Source organism: Herbaspirillum sp. SJZ099 (genome assembly GCF_007828355.1).
GTDB lineage: Bacteria > Pseudomonadota > Gammaproteobacteria > Burkholderiales > Burkholderiaceae_D > Herbaspirillum.
The window spans coordinates 23,397-48,056 of record NZ_VIUO01000004.1 but is presented as its reverse complement, the minus strand read 5'-3'; the positions used below and the strand labels follow the sequence as shown (position 1 = coordinate 48,056).

Here is a 24,660-nt window from a genome sequence, read left to right as displayed (position 1 = left end):
CTACTTATACGCCATCGCGCGCCTGGTAACCGGTGACTTCCAGCTTGAAGCCTGCCATCGACGGCATCTTGCGCGGACTGGCCAGGAGCTTCATCTTGCACACGCCCAAATCCTTCAGGATCTGGGCGCCGATGCCATAGGTGCGCAAATCCAGGCGGTCGGCGCGCAGCGGCTTGGCGGCATTGGCGCCGCCAACCTGGTTGAGCGCACCGAACTGGTCGAACATCTGCTGGGCCGATTCTTCGCAATTGAGCAGCACCACCACGCCGCCCGGCGCGGCCTGCACCGCCTTCATGGCGGCCGCCAGGTTCCACGAATGGGTGGTGACTTCGGACTCCAGCAAATCGAGGATGGACACCGGCTGGTGTACCCGCACCAGGGTTTCCTGGCCAGGCTGGATCTCGCCATGCACCAGCGCCAAATGCGCGCCGCCGGATGGCGTGTCGCGATAGGCGATGGCCTTGAAGTTGCCGTGCACGGTCTGCATGTCGCGTTCGGCCACGCGCTCGATGATGCTCTCGTTGCGGCTGCGGTAATGGATCAGGTCGGCAATCGTGCCGATCTTCAGGCTGTGCTTCTCGGCGAACTCCATCAGGTCCGGCAGGCGCGCCATGGTGCCGTCGTCCTTCAGGATCTCGCAGATCACGGCGGCCGGCGTCAGCCCGGCCAGGGCGGTCAGGTCGCACCCGGCTTCGGTGTGGCCGGCGCGCATCAGCACACCGCCCTTTTGCGCGCGCAGCGGAAAGATATGGCCCGGGTTCACCAGGTCCGACGGCTTGGCGTGCTTGGCCGCGGCTACCTGGATGGTGCGCGCGCGGTCGGCGGCGGAAATACCGGTGGTCACGCCCTCGGCCGCCTCGATCGAGACGGTGAAGTTGGTGCCGAACTGCGTACCGTTGCGGCTGGCCATCATCGGCAGGTCGAGCTGGTCGCAATGTTCTTCGGTGAGCGTCAGGCATACCAGGCCGCGCGCATGCGTAACCATGAAATTGATGGCTTCCGGCGTGACGAAATCGGTCGCCAGGATCAGATCGCCTTCGTTTTCGCGATCTTCTTCGTCGACCAGGATCACCATGCGTCCGGCACGGAGTTCGGCGACGATTTCTTCTGTTGTAGCGAGTGGCATATGATTTTCTTTTCCCATCTGGAACCCGCTATTTTAAAGGATTGCGGGCGTCCTCACCCTGCCTGTGGCGTGCTTTGCCGCGATTTATTGATCCTGGATGGCCTGCGTGCGCGCCAACGCTTCCTGTAACAGGGCCGGATCGCCCAGCGCCAGCCTCTTCGAGTCCGACAACGTCTGGCGGAAGGCGCGCGCGCCGGGCACGCCGGCCAGCAGGCCCAGCATATGGCGGGTCATGCTGTTGAGGCGCAGGCCGCGGCCATTGTCGCCGTGCAATGCCAGCTGGCGTTGCATGTATGGCAGCATGGCGGCGATCACCTGTTCGCGGCTCGGCTGGCGGCCGCCGTCCAGGGTCGGGTAATAGCGCGCGTCGAAACCGGCCATCAGGTAAGGGTTATGGTAAGCCTCGCGGCCCAGCATGACGCCGTCCACGTGCTGCAAATGCTCGTCGATCTCGGCCACGGTCTTGATGCCGCCATTGATCAGGATTTCCAGTTCCGGGAAATCTTTCTTCAACTGGTAGGCATAGTCGTACTTCAAGGGCGGAATCTCGCGGTTTTCCTTCGGGCTCAGGCCCTTCAGGATGGCGTTGCGCGCGTGCACGATGAATGTCTTGCAACCCGCTTCGGCGATGGCGCCGACGAAATCGCGCACGAAATCATACGATTGCACGTCGTCGATGCCGATACGGTGCTTCACGGTGACGTCGATCGACACCGCGTCGCGCATGGCCTTGACACAATCGGCCACCAGCGCCGGCTCGCCCATCAGGCAAGCGCCGAACGCTCCCTTTTGTACGCGCTCGGACGGGCAACCGCAGTTCAGATTGATCTCGTCATAGCCCCATTGCTCGCCCAGCTTCGCGCTATGCGCCAGGTCGGCCGGCTCGCTGCCGCCCAGTTGCAAGGCGACCGGGTGCTCTTCCTCGTTGAAATCGAGATGGCGCGGCACGTCGCCATGCAGCAGCGCGCCGGTGGTCACCATCTCGGTGTACAACCAGGTGTGGCGCGTGATCTGGCGATGGAAGACGCGGCAGTGCCGGTCGGTCCAATCCATCATCGGGGCCACGCTGACAGTGCGTGGGGGCAAGTGTTTCTTCATGTGCTAAAGGATCGTAATCCGTAAATCGTTTCGGCCGCCGATGGGCGATCCGGCGCGCCGCATCTCCAGTGTCTGCGATGGCATGGCGGGCTGCAAGCAGGCGCCGCCGGCGGTCAATCGCCGGCCATGCACAGGGCAAATCGGCGGGCAAATAGAAAGCCCGCAAGGCTTTCGCGTTGCGGGCTGGTGTCCCCTCTATCCTCTGTGAGATAGGATTTTTATACTGCGGACACGATTCTGCACCACAAACCGACAGCCGTCATTTCGCAATGCACAAAAATAGTGCCGTGGAAATAAAACCAGCCATGCCGCCTGCGGAAATGGCCTTCCCGCGGCAACCAGGCAGCTTGATATCAATCGTTGCCACGCCAACCACAAGGCCCCATGCGCTAGGCACGTGCAGGGGAAACAAGGCAAACGCGGCAAAAAAAAAAGCCCACAACCGAAGTTGCGGGCTTGAATCCAATTCTTTAGGAGGAAATTGGAGGAGACAGGTGTAACTATATGGCAGCGCATCATAGCTGTCTGCTTTATTGTGCTGATATCTGGTATTCACAAAAAAGATATCAGCCCAGACCTGCCCCGCTCCAACGGCAACCGCACGCAGCTGCCGTTTCCCCGCATCAAATCGATTCTTCGCGCGACGCCTTCTTGCGCTCGTGTTCCTTCAGGTGACGTTTGCGCAGGCGAATGCTCTTCGGCGTGACTTCGACCAGCTCGTCATCCTCGATGAATTCGACGGCGTATTCCAGGTTCAGCTCGATAGGCGGCACCAGGCGCACCGCTTCGTCGGTGCCGGAAGCACGCACGTTGGTCAGCTGCTTGCCCTTGATCGGGTTCACCACCAGGTCGTTGTCGCGCGAATGGATGCCGATGATCATGCCTTCGTAGACCGGGTCGTTGTGGCTGACGAACATGCGGCCGCGATCCTGCAGCTTCCACAGTGCGTAGGCCACGGCGGCGCCGTCGTCCTGCGAGATCAGCACGCCGTTGCGGCGGCCGGCCAGTTCACCCTTGGTGGTATCGACCGGCTTGTAGTCGTCGAACACGTGGCTCATCAGGCCGGTGCCGCGGGTCAGGGTCATGAATTCGCCCTGGAAGCCGATCAGGCCACGCGCCGGGATGTGGTATTCCAGGCGCACACGGCCCTTGCCGTCCGGTTCCATGTTCTGCAGGTCGCCGCGGCGGCGGCCCAGTTCTTCCATCACGCCGCCCTGGTGGGTTTCTTCGACGTCCACGGTCAGGTTCTCGTACGGTTCTTCGCGCACGCCGTCAACCATGCGGAACACCACGCGCGGACGCGACACGGCCAGTTCGAAGCCTTCGCGGCGCATGTTCTCGATCAGGATGGTCAGGTGCAGTTCGCCGCGGCCCGACACTTCGTAGGTCGAGTCGTCGTTCTCGGCCTGCACCACGCGCAGCGCCATGTTGGACTTCAGTTCCTTCTCCAGGCGGTCGCGGATCTGGCGGGTGGTGACGAACTTGCCTTCGCGGCCGGCCAACGGCGAGGTGTTGACCATGAAGTTCATGGTCAGGGTCGGTTCGTCGACCTTCAGCATCGGCAGGCCGTTGGGCGCGTCCGGCGCACAGATGGTGGAGCCGATGCCGATTTCCTCGATACCGTTGATCAGCACGATGTCACCGGCCAGCGCTTCATCGACCAGCACGCGTTCCAGGCCCTTGAAGGTCAGCACCTGGTTGATACGGGCCTTGGTCGGCTTGTCTGTCGGACCGTTCATCCAGACCACGTCCTGGCCGCCCTTGACGCGGCCGGCGAGGATACGGCCGACGCCGATCTTGCCGACGTAGGACGAGTATTCCAGCGAAGTGATCTGCAGTTGCAGCGGCGCGTCCGGATCGTCCTTGCGCGCCGGCACGTACTTCAGGATGGCATCGAACAGCGGTTCCATGCTGCCGCTGCGCGCTTCCGGATCCAGGCTGGCGTAACCGTTCAGGCCCGAAGCGTAGATCACCGGGAAGTCCAGCTGCTCTTCGGTCGCGCCCAGCTTGTCGAACAGTTCGAAGGTGGCGTTGATGGCCCACTCGGCGCGCGCGCCCGGACGGTCGATCTTGTTGAGGACCACGATGGGCTTCAGGCCCAGCGCCAGCGCCTTGCGAGTGACGAAACGGGTCTGCGGCATCGGGCCTTCCTGGGCATCCACCAGCAGCAGCACGCTGTCGACCATCGACAGCACGCGCTCGACCTCGCCGCCGAAGTCGGCGTGGCCCGGGGTGTCGACGATGTTGATGTGGGTGCCCTTGTACTCCACCGCGCAGTTCTTCGACAGGATGGTGATGCCGCGTTCCTTTTCGATGTCGTTCGAATCCATCACGCGGTTATCGACCTGCTGGTTGTCGCGGAAGGTGCCGGACTGGCGCAGCAGTTGGTCGACCAGGGTGGTTTTGCCGTGGTCGACGTGGGCAATGATGGCGATGTTGCGAATTGCGCGGATATTGTTTGACATGGTGAATGTAGGTTGATGCCGATTCTTGGAAGGCGCGCATTATAGCATGCTGCGCCGCATGAAATTTAAAAAGACCTGTATTTTCAACGGCTTGCCGCCCCTTCGCGACAACCGCGAAGGAGCGGCAAAAACCGCTTTACTGCCCATTTGCATCCCCGGCCTGCGCACCTGCTCAGGCGGTGGACACCAATCGTTCCGGCGCCAGGATGGCGTATTCCTGCAACAAGCCGGTGCCCAACAGGCAACCGTCGGAAACGCGGTACACCCGCACCCGGCCGGCTTGCTCCGGCACTGCCACGCCTTCCTTGCCCAGGGCCAGCCGCTGTCCGTGCAAAAAACGACGCGCCAGTTCATCCGGCAGCTGCACGGCGGCAAAACTCTGCAGCAAGCCGTCCACCGGCAACAACATGTCCTTGCGCTGCGCCAGCTCGCCGGCCGCCTCGAGTTGCTCCAGCGTCACCGCGCCTGCCAGCGTCAGCGGGCCGACACCGGTGCGGCGCAATGCGTTCAGGTGCGCGCCGCAACCCAGCGCCTGGCCGATGTCCTCGCCCAGCACGCGAATATACGTCCCCTTGCTGCAGGTGACGCGGATAGTCAGCATCGGCGCCTGGTAGGCCAGCATTTCCAGATGATGGATGGTGACCGCGCGCGCCTCGCGCTCCAGCGTAATGCCGGCGCGCGCGTATTCGTACAAAGGCTTGCCGTCGCGTTTCAATGCGGAATGCATGGGCGGCACCTGGAGGATGTCGCCGCGATACTGCGCCAGCGCCGCTTCAATCTGTGCGGCCCCGATCTCGACGGCATGCTCGCCGATGACCTGCCCTTCGGTATCGCCGGTATCGGTCTTGATGCCAAGGTGGACGACGGCCTCGTAGGTCTTGTCGGCCTCCAGCAAATCTTGCGAGAACTTGGTGGCCTCCCCGAAGCACAGCGGCAACAGGCCGGTGGCGAACGGATCAAGGGTGCCGGTATGCCCGGCCTTGGGCGCATTGAGCATGCGCTTGGCGCGGATCAGGGCGTCGTTGCTGGAGAGGTCCGCCGGCTTGTCCAGCAGCAGCACGCCATGCACCGGCATACGCGGTGGGCGCGGCACGCGCGCCGCCGGAGCCGGGCGTTTCTTGCGCTCGCCATCCTGCTCTTGCGTTGCCTGGGGGGAGGACGATCCGTGCGCCGGTATGTTGTCTGCCATGTGATGGACGAACGGCCTGTGAGCTGCGTCGAGCGCCAGGCGATGCCGGGCATGCGCGGCCGGGCCGGCCGATTGATATGTCAATGAATGCCGCGGTCCTTGACCGCGCGCGGCATAGGACGCCAAGCCTCAGGCTTCGTCGTCCGCGTCCTTGGCGCGCGTGGCATTGGCTTCGTCGATCAGGCGCGACATTTCAATGCCGCGCGCGGTCGAGTTGTCGTGCACGAAATGCAGTTCCGGCAAGGTATGGATAGTCAGCCTGCGGCCCAATTGGGTCCGCAGGAACCCTGCCGCCTTGCGCAGGCCGGCCAGCGTGTTCTTCACCGCCTCAGGATTGTCCACCAGCGTGGTGAAGAAAATCTTGGCGTGCGCGTAGTCAGGCGTGACCTGCACTTCGGTAATGGTGATCATCCCTACGCGCGGATCCTTCAATTCGAAGGCGATCAATTCCGCCAGATCGCGCTGGATCTGGTCGGCGACGCGCAAGCCGCGCCCGGGGATGGATTTGCTGTGTTTTGCCATTGTTCAAAAAAACAATCCGCCGGTGGCTGCGCGGGAAACTCTCCCGCATTGCTGCGACGGATGTTGCTGTTGCTTGTGGAAGCGCGTTGCCAGCGCGGCCGCCGACGGGACGATCCCGCCGGGCGGCCCCGGAATTACAGCGTACGCGCCACTTCCTGCACTTCGAAGATCTCGAGCTGGTCGCCCACTTCGATGTCGTTGTAGCCCTTGAGCGAGAGACCGCACTCGAAGCCCGACTTGACTTCCTTGACGTCGTCCTTGAAGCGCTTGAGCGAATCCAGTTCGCCGGTCCACACCACCACGTTGTTGCGCAGCAGGCGGACTTGGGAACCGCGCTTGACCAGGCCTTCGAGCACGTAGCAGCCGGCGATCGAGCCGACCTTGCTGACCACGAACACCTGGCGGATTTCCACCAGGCCCAGCGCCTGTTCGCGCTTTTCCGGCGCCAGCATGCCCGACATCGCCGCCTTCACCTCGTCCACCGCATCGTAAATGATGTTGTAGTAGCGGATGTCGACGCCGTTGGCTTCGGCCAGCTTGCGCGCGGAGGCGTCGGCACGGGTGTTGAAGCCGATGATGACCGCCTTCGATGCCACCGCGAGGTTGACGTCGTTTTCGGTGATGCCGCCGACTGCCGCATGCACCACCTGGACGCGCACTTCGGCGTTCGACAGTTTCTGCAGCGACTGCACCAGCGCTTCCTGCGAACCTTGCACGTCGGTCTTGATGATCATCGGCAGGTTCTTGACCTCGCCTTCGCTCATCTGTTCGAACATGTTCTCCAGCTTGGCGGCCTGCTGCTTGGCCAGCTTGACGTCGCGGAACTTGCCCTGGCGGAACAGGCCGATTTCGCGCGCCTTGCGCTCGTCGGTCATGACCAGCACTTCTTCACCGGCCGACGGCACTTCCGTCAGGCCCTGGATTTCGACCGGGATCGACGGGCCGGCTTCGCTGATGTTCTTGCCGTTCTCGTCCAGCATGGCGCGCACGCGGCCATAGGCGGAACCGGCCAGCACGACATCGCCGCGCTTCAAGGTACCGGACTGCACCAGGATCGTCGCCACCGGGCCGCGGCCCTTGTCCAGCTTGGCTTCGATCACCAGGCCGCGGGCCGGCACGTCGACCGGCGCGGTCAGTTCCAGCACTTCGGCTTGCAGCAGCACGTTTTCCAGCAGCGAGTCGATGCCTTCGCCGGTCTTGGCCGATACCGCGATGAACGGAGCGTCGCCGCCGTATTCTTCCGGCACCACTTCTTCCGCGATCAGTTCCTGCTTGACGCGGTCGGGATTGGCGCCCGGCTTGTCGATCTTGTTGATTGCCACCACCAGCGGCACGCCGCCAGCCTTGGCGTGGGCAATCGCTTCCTTGGTCTGCGGCATCACGCCGTCGTCGGCCGCCACCACCAGGATGACGATGTCGGTCGCCTTGGCGCCGCGGGCACGCATCGCGGTAAACGCTTCGTGGCCCGGGGTATCCAGGAAGGTGATCATGCCGCGCGGGGTTTCCACGTGGTATGCGCCGATGTGCTGGGTAATGCCGCCGGCTTCGCCCGACGCCACCTTGGTGCGGCGGATGTAGTCCAGCAGCGAGGTCTTGCCGTGGTCGACGTGGCCCATCACGGTCACCACCGGAGCGCGCGGCAGCGCTTCCGCGTCGGTATGCTCTTCGCCTTCGACCAGCAATGCTTCCGGATCGTCCAGCTTGGCGGCATGCGCGCGGTGGCCCATTTCCTCGACCACGATCATCGCGGTTTCCTGGTCCAGCACCTGGTTGATGGTGACCATCTGGCCCAGCTTCATCAAGTGCTTGATGACCTCGGAAGCCTTGACCGCCATCTTGTGCGCCACTTCGGCCACGGTGATGGTTTCCGGCACGTACACGTCGTGCACCACGGCTTCGGTCGGCACTTGGAAATTGCTTTCGCGCTGGTCGTCGCTATGCGAATGGCGGCGGCCCTTGGGGCCCGAGCGCCAGCCGTCGCGGCCACCGCCGGCGCCAGTCGCGCCGCGGGCCTTCATGCCGGTGCCGCGCTTCTTGGCGTCGTCCTGCCAGGTCGAGGAGACATTGGCCGACTTGATCGACTTCTTGTCCGCCGCGACTGCCGGTTTCTTGTCCGCCGGCTTGTCGCCCGGCTTCTTGTCGGCCGGCTTGTGCAACGTGCCTTCCGATGTCTTGGCCGCGGCGGCCGGCGCCGGTTCCGGCGCCTTCACGACCCGGCGCGGCGCATTCATCATGGCCTTGATCTGCGCCACTTCGTCTTCCACCGCCTTGCGCGCGCGCTCGGCGGCGGCAGCGCGTTCGGCGGCTACCTTGGCGGCCTCGGCCGCCTTCTTCTTGGCTTCTTCGGCCGCAGCGCGCTTCTTCTCTTCCTCAGCCGGATTCGGCGCGGCCTGCGCGGCCTGCGCGCCAGCCTTGGCCTTCTCGGCTTCAATGGCGGCCTCGGCGGCCGCACGGGCGGCTTCCGCCTCGGCGGCCTCACGGGCGCGCTGCTGCTCCAGTTCGGCAGCCTGGGCCTGGGCGGCACGTTCGGCCTCCAGTTGCGCCAGACGCTCTTCCTGCGCCTTCAGTTCTGCCTGGCGGCGAGCTTCCTCTTCCTGACGCGCCTGCACCTGGTCCGGGGTTTCGGCCTGCTCGTGCGGAACCGCCGCGGCGCGCGCCGAAGTTTCCTCCGGCGTCGGTTCGTCGCGTTTGATGAAAGTGCGCTTCTTGCGCACTTCCACCTGGATCGTGCGCGATTTGCCGGTCGCATCGGCCTGCTTGATCTCGGTGGTTTCCTTGCGGGTCAACGTGATCTTTTTCTTCTCGCCTTCCGGCGAGGCGCCACGCGAACGGCGCAGGTGTTCAAGCAGGCGGTCCTTGTCTTCCTTCGACAGGGAATCGGATGCGGAGCTCTTTTCGACGCCGGCCGAACGCAGCTGGGTCAACAGCAGGTCGGCGGGCATTTTCAGCTCGGTGGCAAATTGGGCAACGTTGGTACTCGCCATTCAGTCCTCTTTTCTATGTGGCTCGGCAGATGATGTGAAGTGATGCAAAGCCTCAACGGGCTTCGGTCGCACTCCATGCCTTGGCCTGCAACGCCTTGGCGCGCTCATCGTATTTGGCATCGATGAGCTTCATTTCATCGTCGGTCACATCTTCAAATGCATTTTCAATCAGTTGGCGCGCGCGCTCGGACGGCAGGGCCAGGATCGCGCCGAACTCGTCATACGCCAGGCCGGCGAAGGCCGCCAGCGTCTTCACGCCGGCCAGGCCCAGCTTGCCGGCCAGCACACGGTCCAGGCCGTCGAAATTGATCAGTTCCTCGTCCATGCCTTCCAGGCCTTCTTCGGAAGCGATCGCTTCGGTTACCAGGGCATCGCGGGCGCGGTTGCGCAGCTCGTTGACGGTCTCTTCGTCGAACGATTCGATCTCGAGCATCTCGTTGATCGGCACGTAGGCGATTTCTTCCAGGGTCGAGAAGCCTTCCTCGACCAGGATGTCGGCCACTTCCTGGTCGACGTCCAGCTTTTCCATGAACAGCGTGCGGATCGCCGCGGTTTCCAGCGCCGACTTGTCGGCCGATTCCTCGGCGGTCATGATGTTGATCTGCCAGCCGGTCAGCTCCGCTGCCAGGCGCACGTTCTGGCCGCCGCGGCCGATGGCGATGGCCAGGTTTTCCTCGTCAACCACCACGTCCATGGCGTGCTTTTCCTCATCCACCACGATCGAGGTGACGTTGGCCGGGGCCAGTGCGCCGATGACGAATTGCGCCGGATCTTCCGACCACAGCACGATGTCCACGCGCTCGCCGCCCAGCTCGCCGGTGACGGCCTGCACGCGCGAACCGCGCATGCCCACGCAGGTGCCGATCGGGTCGATGCGCTTGTCGGCGGTAAATACCGCGATCTTGGCGCGCACGCCCGGATCGCGCGCGGCCGACTTGATTTCCAGCGAGCCTTGTTCGATTTCCGGCACTTCCAGCTCGAACAGCTTCATGATGAATTCAGGCGCGGTGCGCGACAGGATCACCTGCGGGCCGCGGGCGCTGCGGTCGATGCGCAGGATGAAGGCGCGCACACGGTCGCCGATACGCAGGTTTTCCTTCGGGATCATCTGGTCGCGCGGCAGGCGCGCCTCGATCTTGCCCGACTCGATGATGGCGTCGCCGCGCTCCATGCGCTTGATGGTGCCGGTCACCAGGGCATCGCCGCGGGCCAGGAAATCGGCCAGGATCTGCTCGCGCTCGGCGTCGCGGATGCGCTGCAGGACCACCTGCTTGGTATCCTGCGCGAAGCGGCGGCCGAACTCGACCGACTCGATCGGCTCTTCGATGTATTCATCGACTTCGATATCCGGGAACTGTTCCTTGGCTTCGAACAGCAGCACTTCCTGGTCGGGCAGCTGCAGGCCGGCCTCGTCGGGCACTACGTGCCAGCGGCGGAACGACTCGAACTCACCGCTTTCGCGGTCGATCGATACGCGGATGTCGACTTCGCCCTCATAGCGCTTCTTGGTGGCCTGGGCCAGCGCGTGTTCCAGCGCTCCGAAGACCACTTCCTTATCGACGTTCTTTTCGCGTGCCAGTGCATCGACCAACAACAAAATTTCGCGACTCATCCTTTGCGACTCCTAAAATCGACCTGTGGCACCAGGTGTGCCTTATCCACATCAGCCAGCGTAAAACTCAATACGGCTGCCGACCCATCGTTTGCTTCAAATTCCAGCATCAGGTTCTCGCCCTCGGGCTCGCGCAGCATGCCCTGGTAGCTCTTGCGGTTGGCCGTGCCCGGCATGGGCACGCGCAACTTGACGATCGCTTCGCAATCGACAAAGCGGACAAAGTCCGCCTGCTTCTTCAGGGGCCGGTCCAGCCCTGGCGAGGAAACCTCCAGACGCTCATAGGCCACGTTCTCCACAGTGAAGACGTGCACCAGCTGATGCGTCACCTTCTCGCAATCCTCGACGGTGATCGAACGCGCCTCCTCGGCAGCCGGGTCGAACGGGAAATCGATATAGACGCGCACAAGACCGCGCGCCGCCTTCTCGAACTCGACCAGCTCGTAGCCCATTCCCGACAGGGTGGATTCAATCAACTCCAGCAATTGCAAGACTATTTCTCCGTAATGGCATCGGCACGCCCCGCCAGGGACGCCGATGTCGAATCTGTTCAGCAAAAAAAAAAATGGGCATCCGCCCATCTTTTGTTATCTCTTGCGCAACACCGAGATCACATCACGCGAACCTCCCTTCATCCATCTAACTCATGGCGCTGGCGGATCTTTCAATGAATTAGCACATATGCGATTCGCGGCGGTTGCGTTTAACTTGCGCATTATACTCGATTACGGTATGCGCAGCAATTCAAGATTGGGGCGAAATGCGCCGGGCGCGACAGCAACGCCCGGAAAAAGCGCCTCGCAAACCCGCCGGGCGCCTCAATTGCCTTGCAGCAACCAAACGCCCGGAACGGGAGCGTCAGCGCGTACGGCGGCGCGTCATGCCAGGCAGGCCGGACAATGCAAAGCTGCCGGCGCCGCCACGCTGCGGGCGGTTGTTGCGACGCTGGCTGCCGATGTCCGGGAAACCCAATGCGGTTTGCAACGGATCGGGCTGGCGGCTCTTCTGCTGCCCGCCCTTGTTGCCGCCGCCGTTGCCATTGCCGTTATTGCCGCCATTGCCGCGGCCACGCTGTTGCGGACCGCCCTTATTGCCCTGCATCTGGTTGCCGCGCGGGCCGGCGTTCTTGGGGTTGCCGCCCGTGCGCTGCTCGCCGCCGCCCGGCTTTTCCAGGCCGCAGGCGGCCAGCAGATTGCGCACGGCGTTTTCTTCCAGCTCTTCCCAGCGACCGCGCTTCAAGGTCTGCGGCAACGTCATCGCCCCATAACGGGTGCGGATCAGGCGCGATACAGTCAGGCCGACCGCTTCGAACATGCGGCGCACCTCGCGGTTGCGGCCTTCGCCGATGGTCACGCGATACCACTTGTTGACGCCTTCGCCGCCGCCGTCGGCGATACGCGAGAACTGCGCCAGGCCATCGTCGAGCTCAACGCCGTGCAGCAGCTTCTGGCGCATGCCCTCTTCCAGCTCGCCCAGCGTACGCACCGCGTATTCGCGCTCGATGTTGTAGCGCGGATGCATCAGCCGGTTGGCCAGATCGCCCGAGGTCGTAAACAGCAGCAGGCCTTCGGTATTGAAGTCGAGACGCCCCACGGCCAGCCACTTGCCCGCCTTCATCGTGGGCAGGCGGTCGAAGACCGAATTGCGGCCTTCCGGATCGGAATGGCTGACGATTTCGCCGGCCGGCTTGTGATAGACCAGCACGCGCGGCGGACGCTTGGAAACCTTGCGCTGCAGCAGCTTGCCATTGATGCGGACCTGGTCGGTCGGCAGGATGCGCTGTCCGATATGGGCCGGTTCGCCATTGACCGACACGCGGCCGGCGACGATCAGTTCTTCCATGTCGCGGCGGGAACCGAGGCCGGCGTCAGCCAGCACCTTGTGCAGCTTGGGCGCATCGTCCTCGGCGGTCAGGTCGCGGCGGCCGTTCTTGCCGCGCAACTGGTGCGGATGACGGTTCTGGCTCTTGCCGCCGTCTTCCCGGTCATAGGCTTCGGAGGTAACGAAGGAAAAAATGTCGTCCGACGGTTCGGCCGCGCGCAGGCCCAGCTGCGGCGCCTTGGGCTTCTTGTGTCCCTTGTCGAAAACATTCTTGCCTTGCTGCCCGTGGTTCGGGTTCTGTGCCTTGAACTGGCCGCGCGGCTCCTGGACAGCGCCTGCCTCGGGCGCGCCGCCTTTTTGCTGGGCGCTGGCTTCGGCACGCTGGGCCGCACGGTTGTTGCGCAGGGCGCGGGGGCCGCGCACGCCGCGGCGGGCCGGCTTGGCCCGGTTCGGATCGGCCGGCGCGTCCAGCAACACCGGCGGCGCCACGATCTCTTCACCGACGGTGACGATGACCTTGGGCGGCTCCTGGGCCGGCGCATCGATTGCCAGGCTCAGTTGCTTGGCAGGCTTGACAGGCTTGGCCGTCGCCGGCTCTTCGGGCTTGTCGGCTTTCTTCACGCGCGGCTTGGCGGCGCGCGGCTTTTTCTCCGGCGCCGCCGTGTCGGCAGGCGCCGCAACGGCCTCAGCTGGCGCGGCCGCCTCTTCGCTCACGGCCTTCTTGGCCCGCGGCGCGCGCTTCTTGGGCGCCGGCGCCTCGGCATCGGCCGCAATCGCCACAGGCGCGCCAGATTCTGCAGGCGCCGCCACTGCGGCCTTGCGGGTGCGTTTTTTCACCGGCTTTTCGGTCGCGGCGGCATCAGCCGCAGCAAGCTCAGCGCTTTGCTCGTCTTTGGAACTAATTGGTTTCATTCTTCGAATCTTGATTGTGCAGACCCGGCTCGGCTTTATCTTCCCGCTCAGCGGCCTGGTCAGTGGTGTCGATGTGCACGCCGGCCGCTTCATCGGCGGTCTCGAGGGCGTTTGTGCCTGTTACGGCAACGTCTTGTTCAAAAGGTTCTTGCGTTTGTTCGGTATGCTGCGCCTGGTCTGCCACTTCCCCGTCCTGGGGCGCGGCGGCATCGCTATTTGCTTCGGCCTGCGCGACGGCGACGCTGGCGGCGTCCTCGCCGGGAAGCGGCTCGCCCAGCTCCAGCTGGCCGCTGTGCGACGCCTCATCCGCGCCGCCCTCTTCTCCGCCTTCCAGCGCGGCCGCCCCGCTGCCTTCCAAGGCCTGCAATTCCAGCAGCGCCCCTTGGACTGCCGCTTCGCCGCCGACCGACTGCAACGGCGGCAGCTCTTCCAGCGAAGTCAGCCCCAGGTCGTCCAGGAACTTGCGGGTCGTGGCAAACAGGGCCGGGCGTCCCGGCACGTCGCGATGGCCGATCGATTCGATCCAGCCGCGGTCTTCCAGCATCTTGATGGTTTGCGAATTGACAGCCACCCCGCGGATTTCTTCAATGTCACCGCGCGTCACCGGCTGGCGGTAGGCGATGATGGCCAGCGTTTCCAGCGTGGCGCGCGTATATTTCGGCGGCTTTTCCGGATTCAGCCGTTCCAGATAGACCTTCATCTCCGGACGGCTCTGGAAGCGCCAGCCGGTCGACAGGCCGGCCACTTCCACCCCTTTGTCGGCCCAGTCCGCACGCAGTTCTTCGAGCAACTGCCGGATGACATCAGCGGTGATCTCGCTGGCTTGGTCGCTTTCCGGGTCGGCGTACAGCTTTTTCAGGTCATTGATCGATAAAGGCTCATGCGTGCAAAGCAATGCTGTTTCGAGGACTTTCTTCGCCTCTGCAATATTCATGTACGACTCTTGTGCGTCTTGTTAAACAAAAGTTTGGCTTGCACCGGGCCCGGCGGCATGGTTGCGCCGATCCGCGGCGCCGCCCAAGGAACCGTCACTCGCAAACCTGCTGCGCTGTGCTTGATGCTGTTGGTGCTGCTTTCCGGCGCCCGACTTATAGGAGATTGAATGAGCTGGAAATTAAGACCCGGGCAAATCGGCATCGCGGTGGCATCATGCTTTTGCCAAACCGTCACGTCGCGGGTTGCTGACGACCGATCTGCACCATTTCAACTATCGACTTTGCATCATGGAGCCATTATTGGCCGCACAGGTTGCGGCGGTCTGGCGCAAAGTTGAAAAAGTACTGCGTGGAGTGTAGCACAAACATTTCCGGGCATGGCGCTTGTTGCGGCGCCTACACAATTATTTGCAGCCGCCGTCAGGGCCGCCGGCATCACCCCGGGCGCGACGCTTCCTGGCGCAGGCGCTCGGTGAAGTCGGCCACTGCCATCGGCTTGCCAAAGTAATAACCCTGCACTTCGTCGCACCCGTTCTCGCGCAGGAATGCATGCTGTTCCTCATCCTCCACCCCTTCGGCGATCACCCTCAGGTTGAGGATATGCGCCAGCGAGATCACCGCCTTGACGATGGCCGCGCTGTCGGCATCGCGGGCGATGTCGCGCACGAAGGACTTGTCGATCTTCAAGGCGTCGACCGGGAAACGGCGCAGGTAACTCAAGCTGGAATAGCCGGTGCCGAAATCGTCCACCGATATCTGCAAACCCAGGCGCTTGAGCGTGTTCAAGGTCGCCACGGTCTTCTCGGCGTCCTTCATGACCACGTTTTCCGTGATTTCCAGCTCCAGCCAGGAGGCCGACAGGCCGCTCTCGGCCAGCACGTTGGCCACGAACTCGGGCAAAGCCTGGTTCATCTGGCGCGGCGACAGGTTCACCGCCACCGGAATCGGCGGCAGGCCGGCATCCTGCCAGGCCTTGTTCTGGCGGCAAGCCGTGCGCAGCACCCACTCCCCGATCGGCACGATCAGCCCGGCCTCTTCGGCGAACGGGATAAAGCGGTCGGGCGCAACCATGCCCTGCTCGGGCGACTCCCAGCGGATCAGCGCCTCGGCGCCGATGATGCGGCCATCCTTGAGGCTCAACTTGGGCTGGTAGAACAGCTTGAATTCCTGCTGGTCCAGCGCGCGGCGCAGGCTGATCAGCATTTCCAGGCGATTGCTGACCTGGGTATCCATCCATGGCGCAAAGAACTGGAAGTTGTTGCGGCCCTGCTCCTTGGCCTTGTACATGGCCGAATCCGCCTTCTTGAGCAGGGTTTCGACATCCTTGCCATCCGTCGGGTAGCGGCTCACGCCGATGCTGGAGGTGATGTGGAACTCGCGCTCCCCCGCCTGCCAGGGACGCGACACCGCCGCCAGGATGCGCTGCATGACCTCGGCAATGCCGACATCGCCCTCGGTCTGGTTCTGCAAGACCAGCACAAACTCATCGCCGCCCTGGCGCGCCACCATATCGCTGTCGCGCAGGCATGACAGCAGGCGCTGCGCCACTGTCTTGAGCAGTTCGTCGCCGACCTGGTGCCCGAGGCTGTCGTTGATGTACTTGAACTGGTCGAGGTCGACGAACGCCACCGCGGTCAGGCCGCCCTTCTGGCGCGCGCTGTGGATGGCGCGCTGCAGGTGCTCGTGCAGCATATTGCGATTAGGCAACCCGGTCAGCGCATCGTGCGTGGCCTGGTGGCGCATCTCCGCCTCGTACAACTTGCGCTCGGTGATGGCTTCCACCGTGCCTTCGTAGAACACCAGGGCGCCGGCGTCGTCATAGACGGCCCGGGCGTTTTCGGAAATCCAGATGATGTCGCCGTCGCGCCGGTAGACGCGCGACTCGAAATTGGAGACCGAACCATGCTCTTCCATCAAGCGCATGAACTCGCTGCGGCGATCGGGCTCGACATAGAGCTGGTGGCGTATATCGCGCAGGCTGACGATCAGATCCTCCGGCGACCGGTAACCGTAAATGCGCGCCAGTGCCGGATTGACGGCGATATAGGTGCCGTCGGGCGTGGTCTGGAAAACGCCCTCGATGGCGTTTTCGAAGATGCTGCGATAACGCCGCTCCGCCTCCTGCAACGCCTGCGCCGCCTCCTTGCGCTCGGTCACGTCCTGCATGAAGCCCTCCAGGGCCTCGACCTCGCCGGCGGCATTGCAGATGCCCACGCCGCGCCCCCATACCCAGCGGATCGCGCCCCCGGCATGCACGATGCGGTACTCGACATCGAAGCGGCGGCGCAAGCGCACGCAATCGTCGACATGCGCGCGCACCATCTGGCGGTCATCCGGGTGAACCAGCTCAAGGAAGGAAACGCGCTGGTTCAGCAGCAGCTCTTCAGGCAAATACCCCGTCAATTGCAGGCTGCCTTCGCTGACGAATTCCATGGTCCATTGGGCATCGTCGCGGCAACGGTAAACCACGCCGTCCAGATTGGCGAGCAAGGTCTCCAACAGGCGCGGCGAGCGTGGAATCGATTGGGCAGGCGTGTTGTCGTGGTCGGAAATGACCGGTGAAGCTGCTGTTTTCATAAAAACATTGCGTGTCTCATCCCGCCGCGCAAGTAAAAGTTATCAATTGCCCCCCTTCCCCAGGCGGCTTCGTTGTACTGATTCACTCAAGCAATAAAGATGCCATTGACCCGAACACCGGGCGGCAGCGGCATTCAACCCCACCGTCTGGGAAAATCGCTTGGAAAGACCCCTCAATTCGACGCAAGCGCGAGCTCTGCCGCGGCGTTAGAATCCTGCAAACATCGCCGGCGGCATCGGCTCAACAACAACTACGAGCGGACTTTCATCATGTGGGCAAATCGTTATTTCGTATTCTGGCTCGTCATTCTCCTGACTACCGCCCTGGCGCTGCTGGCCGCAGGCCAGTACATCAGCTGGGGCTGGGCGCTGCTCCCCCTGGTTTTTTCCGGGATCGGCATCCGCGACCTGCTCCAGCGCAAGCACGCGGTCTTGCGCAACTACCCGCTGATCGGGCATTTCCGCTTCATATTCGAATCGATCCGGCCGGAGATTCGCCAATACTTCTTTGAAGGTGAAATGGATGGCCGGCCGTTCTCGCGCAAGAAACGCAGCATCGTCTACCAGCGCGCCAAGGCGGATGTCGACAGCCGCCCCTTTGGGACCGAGATCGACATGCAGCAAGGCGGCCACGAGTGGATCGGCCATTCGCTGTCGCCCACGCAGATCGCCAGCCACGACTTCCGCGTGACGGTCGGAGCAGGACGCGCGCAACCGTATTCGATGTCGGTGTTCAACGTTTCCGCCATGAGTTTCGGCTCGCTCTCGGCCAATGCCATCCGCGCGCTCAACCACGGCGCCAGGAAAGGCAACTTCGCGCACGACACCGGCGAAGGCTCGGTCTCGGCCTACCACCGCGAGTTCGGCGGCGACCTGGTGTGGCAGATCGCCTCCGGCTACTTCGGCTGCCGCAACGCCGACGGCAGCTTCGATGAAGAGAAATTCGCGGCACAGGCACAGGCGCCGCAGATCAAGATGATCGAGGTGAAACTCTCCCAGGGCGCCAAGCCCGGCCATGGCGGCGTCTTGCCGGCCGCCAAGATCACCCCGGAAATCTCCGCCACCCGCGGCATTCCGATGGGAGTCGATTGCATCTCGCCGGCCACCCATTCATCGTTTTCAACGCCCATCGGCCTGCTGCAATTCATCGAAAAGCTGCGCCAGCGCAGCGGCGGCAAGCCGGTCGGCATCAAGTTGTGCATCGGCCATCCATGGGAGTTCTTCGGCATCGCCAAGGCCATGGTCAAGACCGGCATCGTCCCCGACTTCATCACCGTCGACGGCTCCGAAGGCGGCACCGGCGCCGCGCCACTGGAGTTCGTCGACCACGTCGGCATGCCGCTGCAGGAAGGCCTGCTGATGGTGCACAACACGCTGGTGGGCATCGGCCTGCGCGACCAGGTGAAGATCGGCGCATCCGGCAAGATCATCACCGCCTTCGACCTGGCGCGCACGCTGGCGCTGGGGGCCGACTGGTGCAATTCGGCGCGCGGCTTCATGTTCGCGCTGGGCTGCATCCAGTCGCAAAGCTGCCACACCGACCGCTGCCCGACCGGCGTGGCCACGCAAAACGCCACGCGCGCCCGCGCCCTGGTGGTGCCGGACAAGGCCGAACGCGTCTACCGTTTCCACCAAAGCACCTTGCATGCGCTGCAGGAACTGGTGCAGGCCGCCGGGCTGCCGCATACCTCGGCGCTACGGCCACACCATATCGTACGGCGCATCAACGACCACGAAGTCCAGCTGATGTCGAACGTGCTGAAGTACTTGCAACCCAACGATCTGCTGGATGGCAACTATCGGTATCAGGTGTATGAGAAATACTGGCCGATCGCCAGGGCGGAGAGCTTCCACCCGGAATTCTGAAGCGCCGGCGGCACAGGCCCGCGCCCGCTTCGCGAAAGCGGAGCGACAGGCGAAGCGGAAAACAAAAATGCCGTTCGCATATATCGAACGGCATTTTTCAATTCACCAGCGGGCATGCAGGCGATTGCCCGCCTGCTCACTTGCGCTTCATGAAGAAGATGAACTCGTGGTCTTCATTTTGGACTTGCGACAGCAGGTCATTGCCCGTTTGCTTGGCAAAGGCCTGGAAATCACGCACCGAACCGGTATCGGTGGCGGTGACCCTCAATACCTGGCCGCTGCACATGTCGGCCAGCGCCTTCTTGGTCTTGAGTATCGGCAGCGGACAGTTCAAACCGCGCGCATCCAATTCCCGGTGAAATTCTATGGTCATTACAGCGACTCAATATGGAACACAACGGAAACGATTTTACTGCAAAGATGCGCCGAGTTGATGCATCGCACAAGAACTGTTGTATTCGCCGCACTAAGCTTGTGCAGAAGCAACTAAACCGCGTCAGTGCGAGACTTCCGGCGTAGGGATCGGTGTCGTCGAACCGGCGAATTCCACATACTGCACCGGCAGCTTGCGCGCTCGCATCCAGTCCGCCACGGCATGCCCGGTGCCGGCCGGCCAGGGCCGCAAGTCGGCCGGATCCGACAAGCGATATTCGACCAGCTCCGGCGACAGCTTGATGGCGCCGGTCGCCTTGACGTAGTAGGCGATGATCAACTCATTCTTGCGAATGAATTCATAGACGCCGATCAGGCTGATTTCCCGGGCGTCGAGATCGGTCTCTTCCTTGATCTCGCGCGCGATGCCCTCCTCCGGCGTCTCGCCGCGCTCCATGAAACCGGTGATCAGCGCGAAGCGGCCTTCGGCCCAGGCCGCATTGCGGGCGGTGAGCATCTTGCCGTCGATTTCAACCAGCCCGGCCAGCACCGGCAGGGGATTGTCCCAATGGGTCCAGTGCCCCTGCGGGCAACCCAACCTCACCTTGCCCGCTTCGCCCTCATCGGCGCGCAGCACCAGGTCGGTGGCGCAGACCGGACAGAACTTGAAATCGCTCATGCAAACCCCGTCATCGGTCAGAACTTGGCGCCGACCCAGTCGGCCACGCCCTTGAGCGCGCCGGGCAGGCCGGAAGGATCGGTGCCGCCGGCTTGCGCCATGTCGGGACGGCCGCCGCCCTTGCCGCCGACCTGCTGGGCGACAAAGTTGACCAGTTCGCCGGCCTTGACCTTGGCGGTGGCGTCGGCGGTGACGCCGGCGATCAGGCTGACCTTGCCGTCCTTGACCGAAGCCAGCACGATGGCAGCGCTCTTGAGCTTGTCCTTCAACTTGTCCATCGCCTCGCGCAGGGTGGCGACATCGGCGCCTTCCAGCGTCGCGGCCAGCACCTTGATGCCCTTGATGTCGACGGCCTGGCTCACCAGTTCGTCGCCCTGGCTGGAGGCCAGCTTGGATTTCAACGCGGCCAGTTCCTTTTCCAGCGCCTTGACCTGGTCCTGCACCTGGCCGATGCGCGGCAGCAGTTCTTCCGGCTGGGTCTTCAAGGCTGCGGCGGCTTCGGCCACGCGGTTCGACAGCGACTGCACCAGCGCCAGCGCGCCTTCGCCGGTGACGGCTTCGACCCGGCGGATGCCGGCGGCGACGCCGCCTTCGGAGACGATCTTGAACAGGCCGATGTCACCGGTGCGCGCCACGTGGGTGCCGCCGCACAGTTCGGTGGAGGTGCCGATCGAGAGCACGCGCACTTCGTCGCCGTACTTCTCGCCGAACAGCGCCATGGCGCCCGCGGCGATGGCGTCGTCATAGCCCATCAGCCTGGCGCTGGTGGCGGCGTTGGCCAGCACTTCGCGGTTGACGATCTCTTCGACGCGGCGGATTTCCTCGGCCGTCATCGGCGCGTTGTGGCTGAAGTCGAAACGGGTCTTGTCGGCATCGACCAGCGAACCCTTCTGCGACACATGGCTGCCCAGCACTTCGCGCAAGGCCTTGTGCATCAGGTGAGTAGCCGAGTGGTTGCGCATGGTGCGCGCGCGCTGGTCGGCGTCGACCCTGGCGGCGACAGTGTCGCCCACGGCCAGGCTGCCCTTGATCAATTGGCCGTGGTGACCGAACACGTCGGCCTGGATCTTTTGCGTATCGGCCACGGCGAACAGGGCGCCGGCCGGCGCTTCCAGCACGCCGGCGTCGCCGCTCTGGCCGCCGGACTCGGCATAGAACGGCGTGGCATCAAGCACCACGATGGCGTCCTGGCCGGCATCGATCTTCTGCACCGGGCTGCCGGCCACGTACAGCGCGAGCACCTTGGCCTGCTGCGCCAGCGACTCATAGCCGACGAATTTGGTCTTGTCGCCGGCGTATTCGATGGCGGCGGCCATCTTGAACTTGCCGGCCGCGCGCGCGGTGCTCTTCTGGCGCTCCATGGCGGCGGCGAAGCCGGCCTCGTCCAGCTCGACATTGCGCTCGCGGCAGATGTCGGCGGTCAGGTCCAGCGGGAAGCCGTAGGTGTCGTACAGGGTGAAGGCGGTTTCGCCATCCAGCTTGCCGGTGTTGGCGGCCAACGCGGCTTCCAGGATCTTCATGCCGTGTTCCAGCGTTTCGCCGAAACGCTCTTCCTCCTGCTGCAAGACCTGTTCGACGCGCGCGGCGGCTTCCGGCAATTCCGGATAGGCCGCGCCCATCTGTGCCACCAGGTCCTTGACCAGTTTGTAGAAGAACGGCTTGGTCTGGCCCAGCTTGTGGCCGTGGCGCAGCGCGCGGCGGATGATGCGGCGCAGGACGTAGCCGCGGCCTTCGTTGCCGGGGATGACGCCGTCGACGATCAGGAAGGAAGTCGCGCGGATGTGGTCGGCGATCACCTTGAGCGAATTGTTGGCCAGGTCGGTGGTATTGGTCTCGCGCGCGGCGGCCTTGATCAGCGCCTGGAACAGGTCGATCTCATAGTTGCTGTGCACGTGCTGCAGGATCGCGGCCAGGCGCTCCAGGCCCATGCCGGTGTCGACGCAAGGCGCCGGCAGCGGGGTCAGCACGTATTCGCCGGTCTTGGGATCGATCTGGCGGTCGAACTGCATGAACACGTTGTTCCAGATCTCGATGTAGCGGTCGCCATCGGCGTCCGGGCTGCCCGGGGGGCCGCCCCAGACGTCCGGGCCGTGGTCGTAGAAGATTTCCGAGCAGGGGCCGCAGGGACCGGTCTCGGCCATCTGCCAGAAATTGTCGGAGGCATACGGCGCGCCCTTGTTGTCGCCGATGCGCACCACGCGCTCGGACGGCACGCCGATTTCCTTGGTCCAGATGTCGTAGGCTTCGTCGTCGGTCTCGTAGACGGTGGCCCACAGCTTCTCGGCCGGCAGGCCGTAGACCTTGGTCAGCAGCTCCCAGGCCCACTTCAGCGATTCGCGCTTGAAGTAGTCGCCGAAAGACCAGTTGCCCAGCATCTCGAAGAAAGTATGGTGGCGCGCGGTATAGCCGACGTTTTCCAAGTCGTTGTGCTTGCCGCCGGCGCGCAGGCAGCGCTGCACCGAAGCGGCGCGCACGTAGTTGCGCTTGTCGGTGCCGAGGAACACGTCCTTGAACTGAACCATGCCGGAATTGGTGAACAGCAGGGTCGGGTCGTTGCCCGGAACCAGGCTGGACGAGCGGACGATGGTGTGTCCTTGGGATTCAAAGAATTTCAGAAACTTGTCGCGAATTTCGGCTGAGTTCATGGTTCGAAGGCTGGTAAAAAACGGTGCAAAAAGTGATTGCGAATCGGCGATTATACGTGATACTGCGCGCGATACCGCACGCGACAAGCAAGCGCGCCGCCTCCGTCAAGGGCGTTGCCGGCCGGACACTGCCCGGCCGGCGGATCCGGGTCATCCCGGGCTGCCGGACAAGCGGCGAGACAACACGCCGGCGAAAAAAAACCCGCCGGAAAACTCCGACGGGTCACAGGTTCGGCTCCTCCGGACGGTGCGCTGCATTGCGCCATCCGGATCCTTAACAGCCAGCCTTCCCCTTCCCTTCAATTCTTGCCGCCGGCATACCGGCCGTGCGGCATCAATGCGATCAAGCCGCATCAAACCCCAATCAGGCGCCCTTGTTGACGGGCATGGCCTGCTTGGCGTGCTTTTTATGCTTTTTGTGCTTTTTAGCGTGCTTCTTGTGCTTGGGCGCCGGTTTGGCTGCCGGCGCTTCGGCCGCCGGGGTTGGAGCCGGGGCGGGCTGTGCCATGACCGGCAGTGCAAAGGCGGCAACGAGTACGGCGGCCAGCAGTTTATTGATCTTCATCGTTTTCCTCATCTCAGTGTTATGTTCTTCACAAGTCCACCGGCGCGCTCTTAAGCCGGCCTTGTGTCTCCTTAACGCACTTTCATTGCGGGACGTTGACAATGCCAGTGCTGCGTCCCGGCCGTCCCGATGCGAACGGCACAATGATCATAACCAGCCCGTCCCGCATCCGGTCCTCCGGTAAGAACAGGATTTGCCGCCCATTTCGCCGCAGGCCTAATAAGCATCGGCGCGGATCAGGTCGATACGGTCCGTGCAGAAGGCATCCACGCCCCAGTCCATGATCTGCGCCGCCCGCGCCGCATCATTGACGGTGTAGCAGAACAAGGCATAGCCGGCCTCCTTGACCCGGCGCGCCAGTTCCGGCGTGAGGTGGCGATGGTTGGTGTGCAGGGCGACGGCCTGCAGTTGCTGCAGGTGCGCTTGCCAGTCGTCGGCAAGCGTGTCCATCAGAAAACCGCGCGGCAGGTCGGGCGCGGCCTCCCGGGCCGCCATCAACGCGTCGAAAGAAAACGACGACAGCACCGGCAACGCGGCCGCCTGGGCCGACGCCGGATCGCCGCGCCAGGCTTCCAGTGCCGCGCTGAAGCGCCGCCCCACCGCCAGCGCGGTCAGCTCGCCGGTACGCGCCGCCTGCGCCGGGGCGGCGGGCTTGATCTCGACGTTCATCCAGATGCCATGCCCGATGCAGAAATCCAGCCCCTGCTCCAGCGTGCAGATGCGCTCGCCGGCAAATGCGGGGCCATGCCAGGCGCCGGCATCGAGCTCGCACAGTTGCGCCCAGTCGGTCTCGGCGATCTGCCCGGCGCCCGGCAGCGTGCGGCCGCGCTGGGGATCGTGCATCAGGATCGGCACTTCATCGCGGGTCAGCATGACATCGAACTCCGCAGCACGATAGCCGAAGCGCAGGCCGGTGCGAAAACCGGCCAACGTGTTTTCCGGCGCCAGCGTGCCGCCGCCGCGATGGGCGAGTACCTTGGGATAGGGCCACATGATCGTTCTCCATTATCGATACGGCGCATGGCGCAGATCGCGCCACGCTTGCCGCGCTTTGCGCCATCGCTCCGGCATTTCGTCGCCGGCCGCTGGCGCATCTTGGCGCCTGCGACCAGGATCATACGCAACCTGGGCACCTGCCGCCACGGATTGTCGCGCCGCGAAGTGCTACCCGGCCGGGGAATCGGGGTACTATTTCACGCCCGGGCGTTTTCGCCCCTTTCCCCGCCCGCAGGAAGCGGCGATGATGCAACGCCAAGTGCGTCGCGCTTTACCGGCCTTACCCGAACTGCCTG

At 63.6% G+C, this 24,660-nt stretch carries 18 protein-coding genes; 1 reads left to right on the top strand and 17 read right to left on the bottom strand.

Annotated features, from left to right (window positions below; translation table 11 throughout):
• Positions 1-4: 4 nt before the first annotated feature.
• The 12 genes from ribBA to FB597_RS10385 all read right to left on the bottom strand — a co-directional run bounded on the left by ribBA (position 5) and on the right by FB597_RS10385 (position 17,241).
• Positions 5-1,126, bottom strand: coding sequence for a bifunctional 3,4-dihydroxy-2-butanone-4-phosphate synthase/GTP cyclohydrolase II (ribBA, locus tag FB597_RS10440; RefSeq protein WP_141911779.1), 1,122 nt, complete (start codon positions 1,124-1,126; stop codon positions 5-7).
• A gap of 84 nt (positions 1,127-1,210) precedes the next feature.
• The gene (dusA, locus tag FB597_RS10435; protein ID WP_255463932.1) at positions 1,211-2,212 is read right to left on the bottom strand and encodes a tRNA dihydrouridine(20/20a) synthase DusA; all 1,002 of its coding nucleotides are present in this window, start codon (positions 2,210-2,212) and stop codon (positions 1,211-1,213) included.
• Positions 2,213-2,483: 271 nt separating this feature from the next.
• Entirely contained in the window at positions 2,484-2,780 is a 297-nt protein-coding gene (locus FB597_RS10430; protein WP_144769500.1) for a hypothetical protein, read from the bottom strand.
• Between the two features lie 67 nt (positions 2,781-2,847).
• The gene (gene typA, locus FB597_RS10425) at positions 2,848-4,689 is read right to left on the bottom strand and encodes a translational GTPase TypA (protein WP_141911774.1); all 1,842 of its coding nucleotides are present in this window, start codon (positions 4,687-4,689) and stop codon (positions 2,848-2,850) included.
• Positions 4,690-4,861: 172 nt separating this feature from the next.
• Entirely contained in the window at positions 4,862-5,878 is a 1,017-nt protein-coding gene (truB, locus tag FB597_RS10420) for a tRNA pseudouridine(55) synthase TruB (protein WP_144769499.1), read from the bottom strand.
• 129 nt (positions 5,879-6,007) lie between these two features.
• On the bottom strand, positions 6,008-6,400 hold the full coding sequence (gene rbfA, locus FB597_RS10415) for a 30S ribosome-binding factor RbfA (protein WP_141911770.1): 393 nt from the start codon (positions 6,398-6,400) through the stop codon (positions 6,008-6,010).
• A 134-nt stretch (positions 6,401-6,534) separates the two neighbouring features.
• Complete coding sequence (gene infB, locus FB597_RS10410; RefSeq protein ID WP_141911767.1) at positions 6,535-9,384, bottom strand: translation initiation factor IF-2; 2,850 nt, start codon at positions 9,382-9,384, stop codon at positions 6,535-6,537.
• A 52-nt stretch (positions 9,385-9,436) separates the two neighbouring features.
• On the bottom strand, positions 9,437-10,996 hold the full coding sequence (nusA, locus tag FB597_RS10405; protein WP_144769498.1) for a transcription termination factor NusA: 1,560 nt from the start codon (positions 10,994-10,996) through the stop codon (positions 9,437-9,439).
• The gene (gene rimP, locus FB597_RS10400) at positions 10,993-11,487 is read right to left on the bottom strand and encodes a ribosome maturation factor RimP (RefSeq protein ID WP_141911764.1); all 495 of its coding nucleotides are present in this window, start codon (positions 11,485-11,487) and stop codon (positions 10,993-10,995) included. Before rimP ends, nusA begins: the two co-directional genes overlap by 4 nt.
• 367 nt (positions 11,488-11,854) lie before the next feature.
• Positions 11,855-13,729: a 23S rRNA pseudouridine(2605) synthase RluB gene (gene rluB, locus FB597_RS10395; RefSeq protein WP_144769497.1), complete on the bottom strand. Its 1,875-nt coding sequence runs from the start codon at positions 13,727-13,729 to the stop codon at positions 11,855-11,857.
• Complete coding sequence (gene scpB, locus FB597_RS10390) at positions 13,716-14,663, bottom strand: SMC-Scp complex subunit ScpB (protein ID WP_141911760.1); 948 nt, start codon at positions 14,661-14,663, stop codon at positions 13,716-13,718. The genes rluB and scpB overlap by 14 nt, the downstream gene beginning before the upstream one ends.
• Before the next feature lie 436 nt (positions 14,664-15,099).
• Positions 15,100-17,241 carry a bifunctional diguanylate cyclase/phosphodiesterase gene (locus FB597_RS10385; RefSeq protein WP_141911758.1) on the bottom strand — a complete coding sequence of 714 codons (2,142 nt, stop codon included), beginning with the start codon at positions 17,239-17,241 and terminating at the stop codon, positions 15,100-15,102.
• 270 nt (positions 17,242-17,511) lie between these two features.
• Here FB597_RS10385 and FB597_RS10380 point away from each other — a divergent pair, with 270 nt between their 5' ends.
• The gene (locus tag FB597_RS10380; protein ID WP_141911756.1) at positions 17,512-19,107 is read left to right on the top strand and encodes an FMN-binding glutamate synthase family protein; all 1,596 of its coding nucleotides are present in this window, start codon (positions 17,512-17,514) and stop codon (positions 19,105-19,107) included.
• Positions 19,108-19,243: 136 nt separating this feature from the next.
• Here FB597_RS10380 and FB597_RS10375 read toward each other — a convergent pair whose 3' ends face one another.
• From FB597_RS10375 to ugpQ, 5 genes are all read right to left on the bottom strand, one after another.
• Positions 19,244-19,480 (bottom strand): sulfurtransferase TusA family protein, encoded by a 237-nt coding sequence (locus tag FB597_RS10375; protein ID WP_050469046.1) that lies wholly within the window; start codon positions 19,478-19,480, stop codon positions 19,244-19,246.
• Between the two features lie 123 nt (positions 19,481-19,603).
• The gene (locus tag FB597_RS10370) at positions 19,604-20,158 is read right to left on the bottom strand and encodes an NUDIX domain-containing protein (RefSeq protein WP_141911754.1); all 555 of its coding nucleotides are present in this window, start codon (positions 20,156-20,158) and stop codon (positions 19,604-19,606) included.
• Between the two features lie 17 nt (positions 20,159-20,175).
• Entirely contained in the window at positions 20,176-22,803 is a 2,628-nt protein-coding gene (gene alaS, locus FB597_RS10365; RefSeq protein ID WP_141911753.1) for an alanine--tRNA ligase, read from the bottom strand.
• 364 nt (positions 22,804-23,167) lie between these two features.
• Complete coding sequence (locus tag FB597_RS10360; RefSeq protein ID WP_141913310.1) at positions 23,168-23,368, bottom strand: hypothetical protein; 201 nt, start codon at positions 23,366-23,368, stop codon at positions 23,168-23,170.
• Between the two features lie 216 nt (positions 23,369-23,584).
• Complete coding sequence (gene ugpQ / locus FB597_RS10355; protein WP_141911751.1) at positions 23,585-24,361, bottom strand: glycerophosphodiester phosphodiesterase; 777 nt, start codon at positions 24,359-24,361, stop codon at positions 23,585-23,587.
• Positions 24,362-24,660 lie beyond the last annotated feature (299 nt).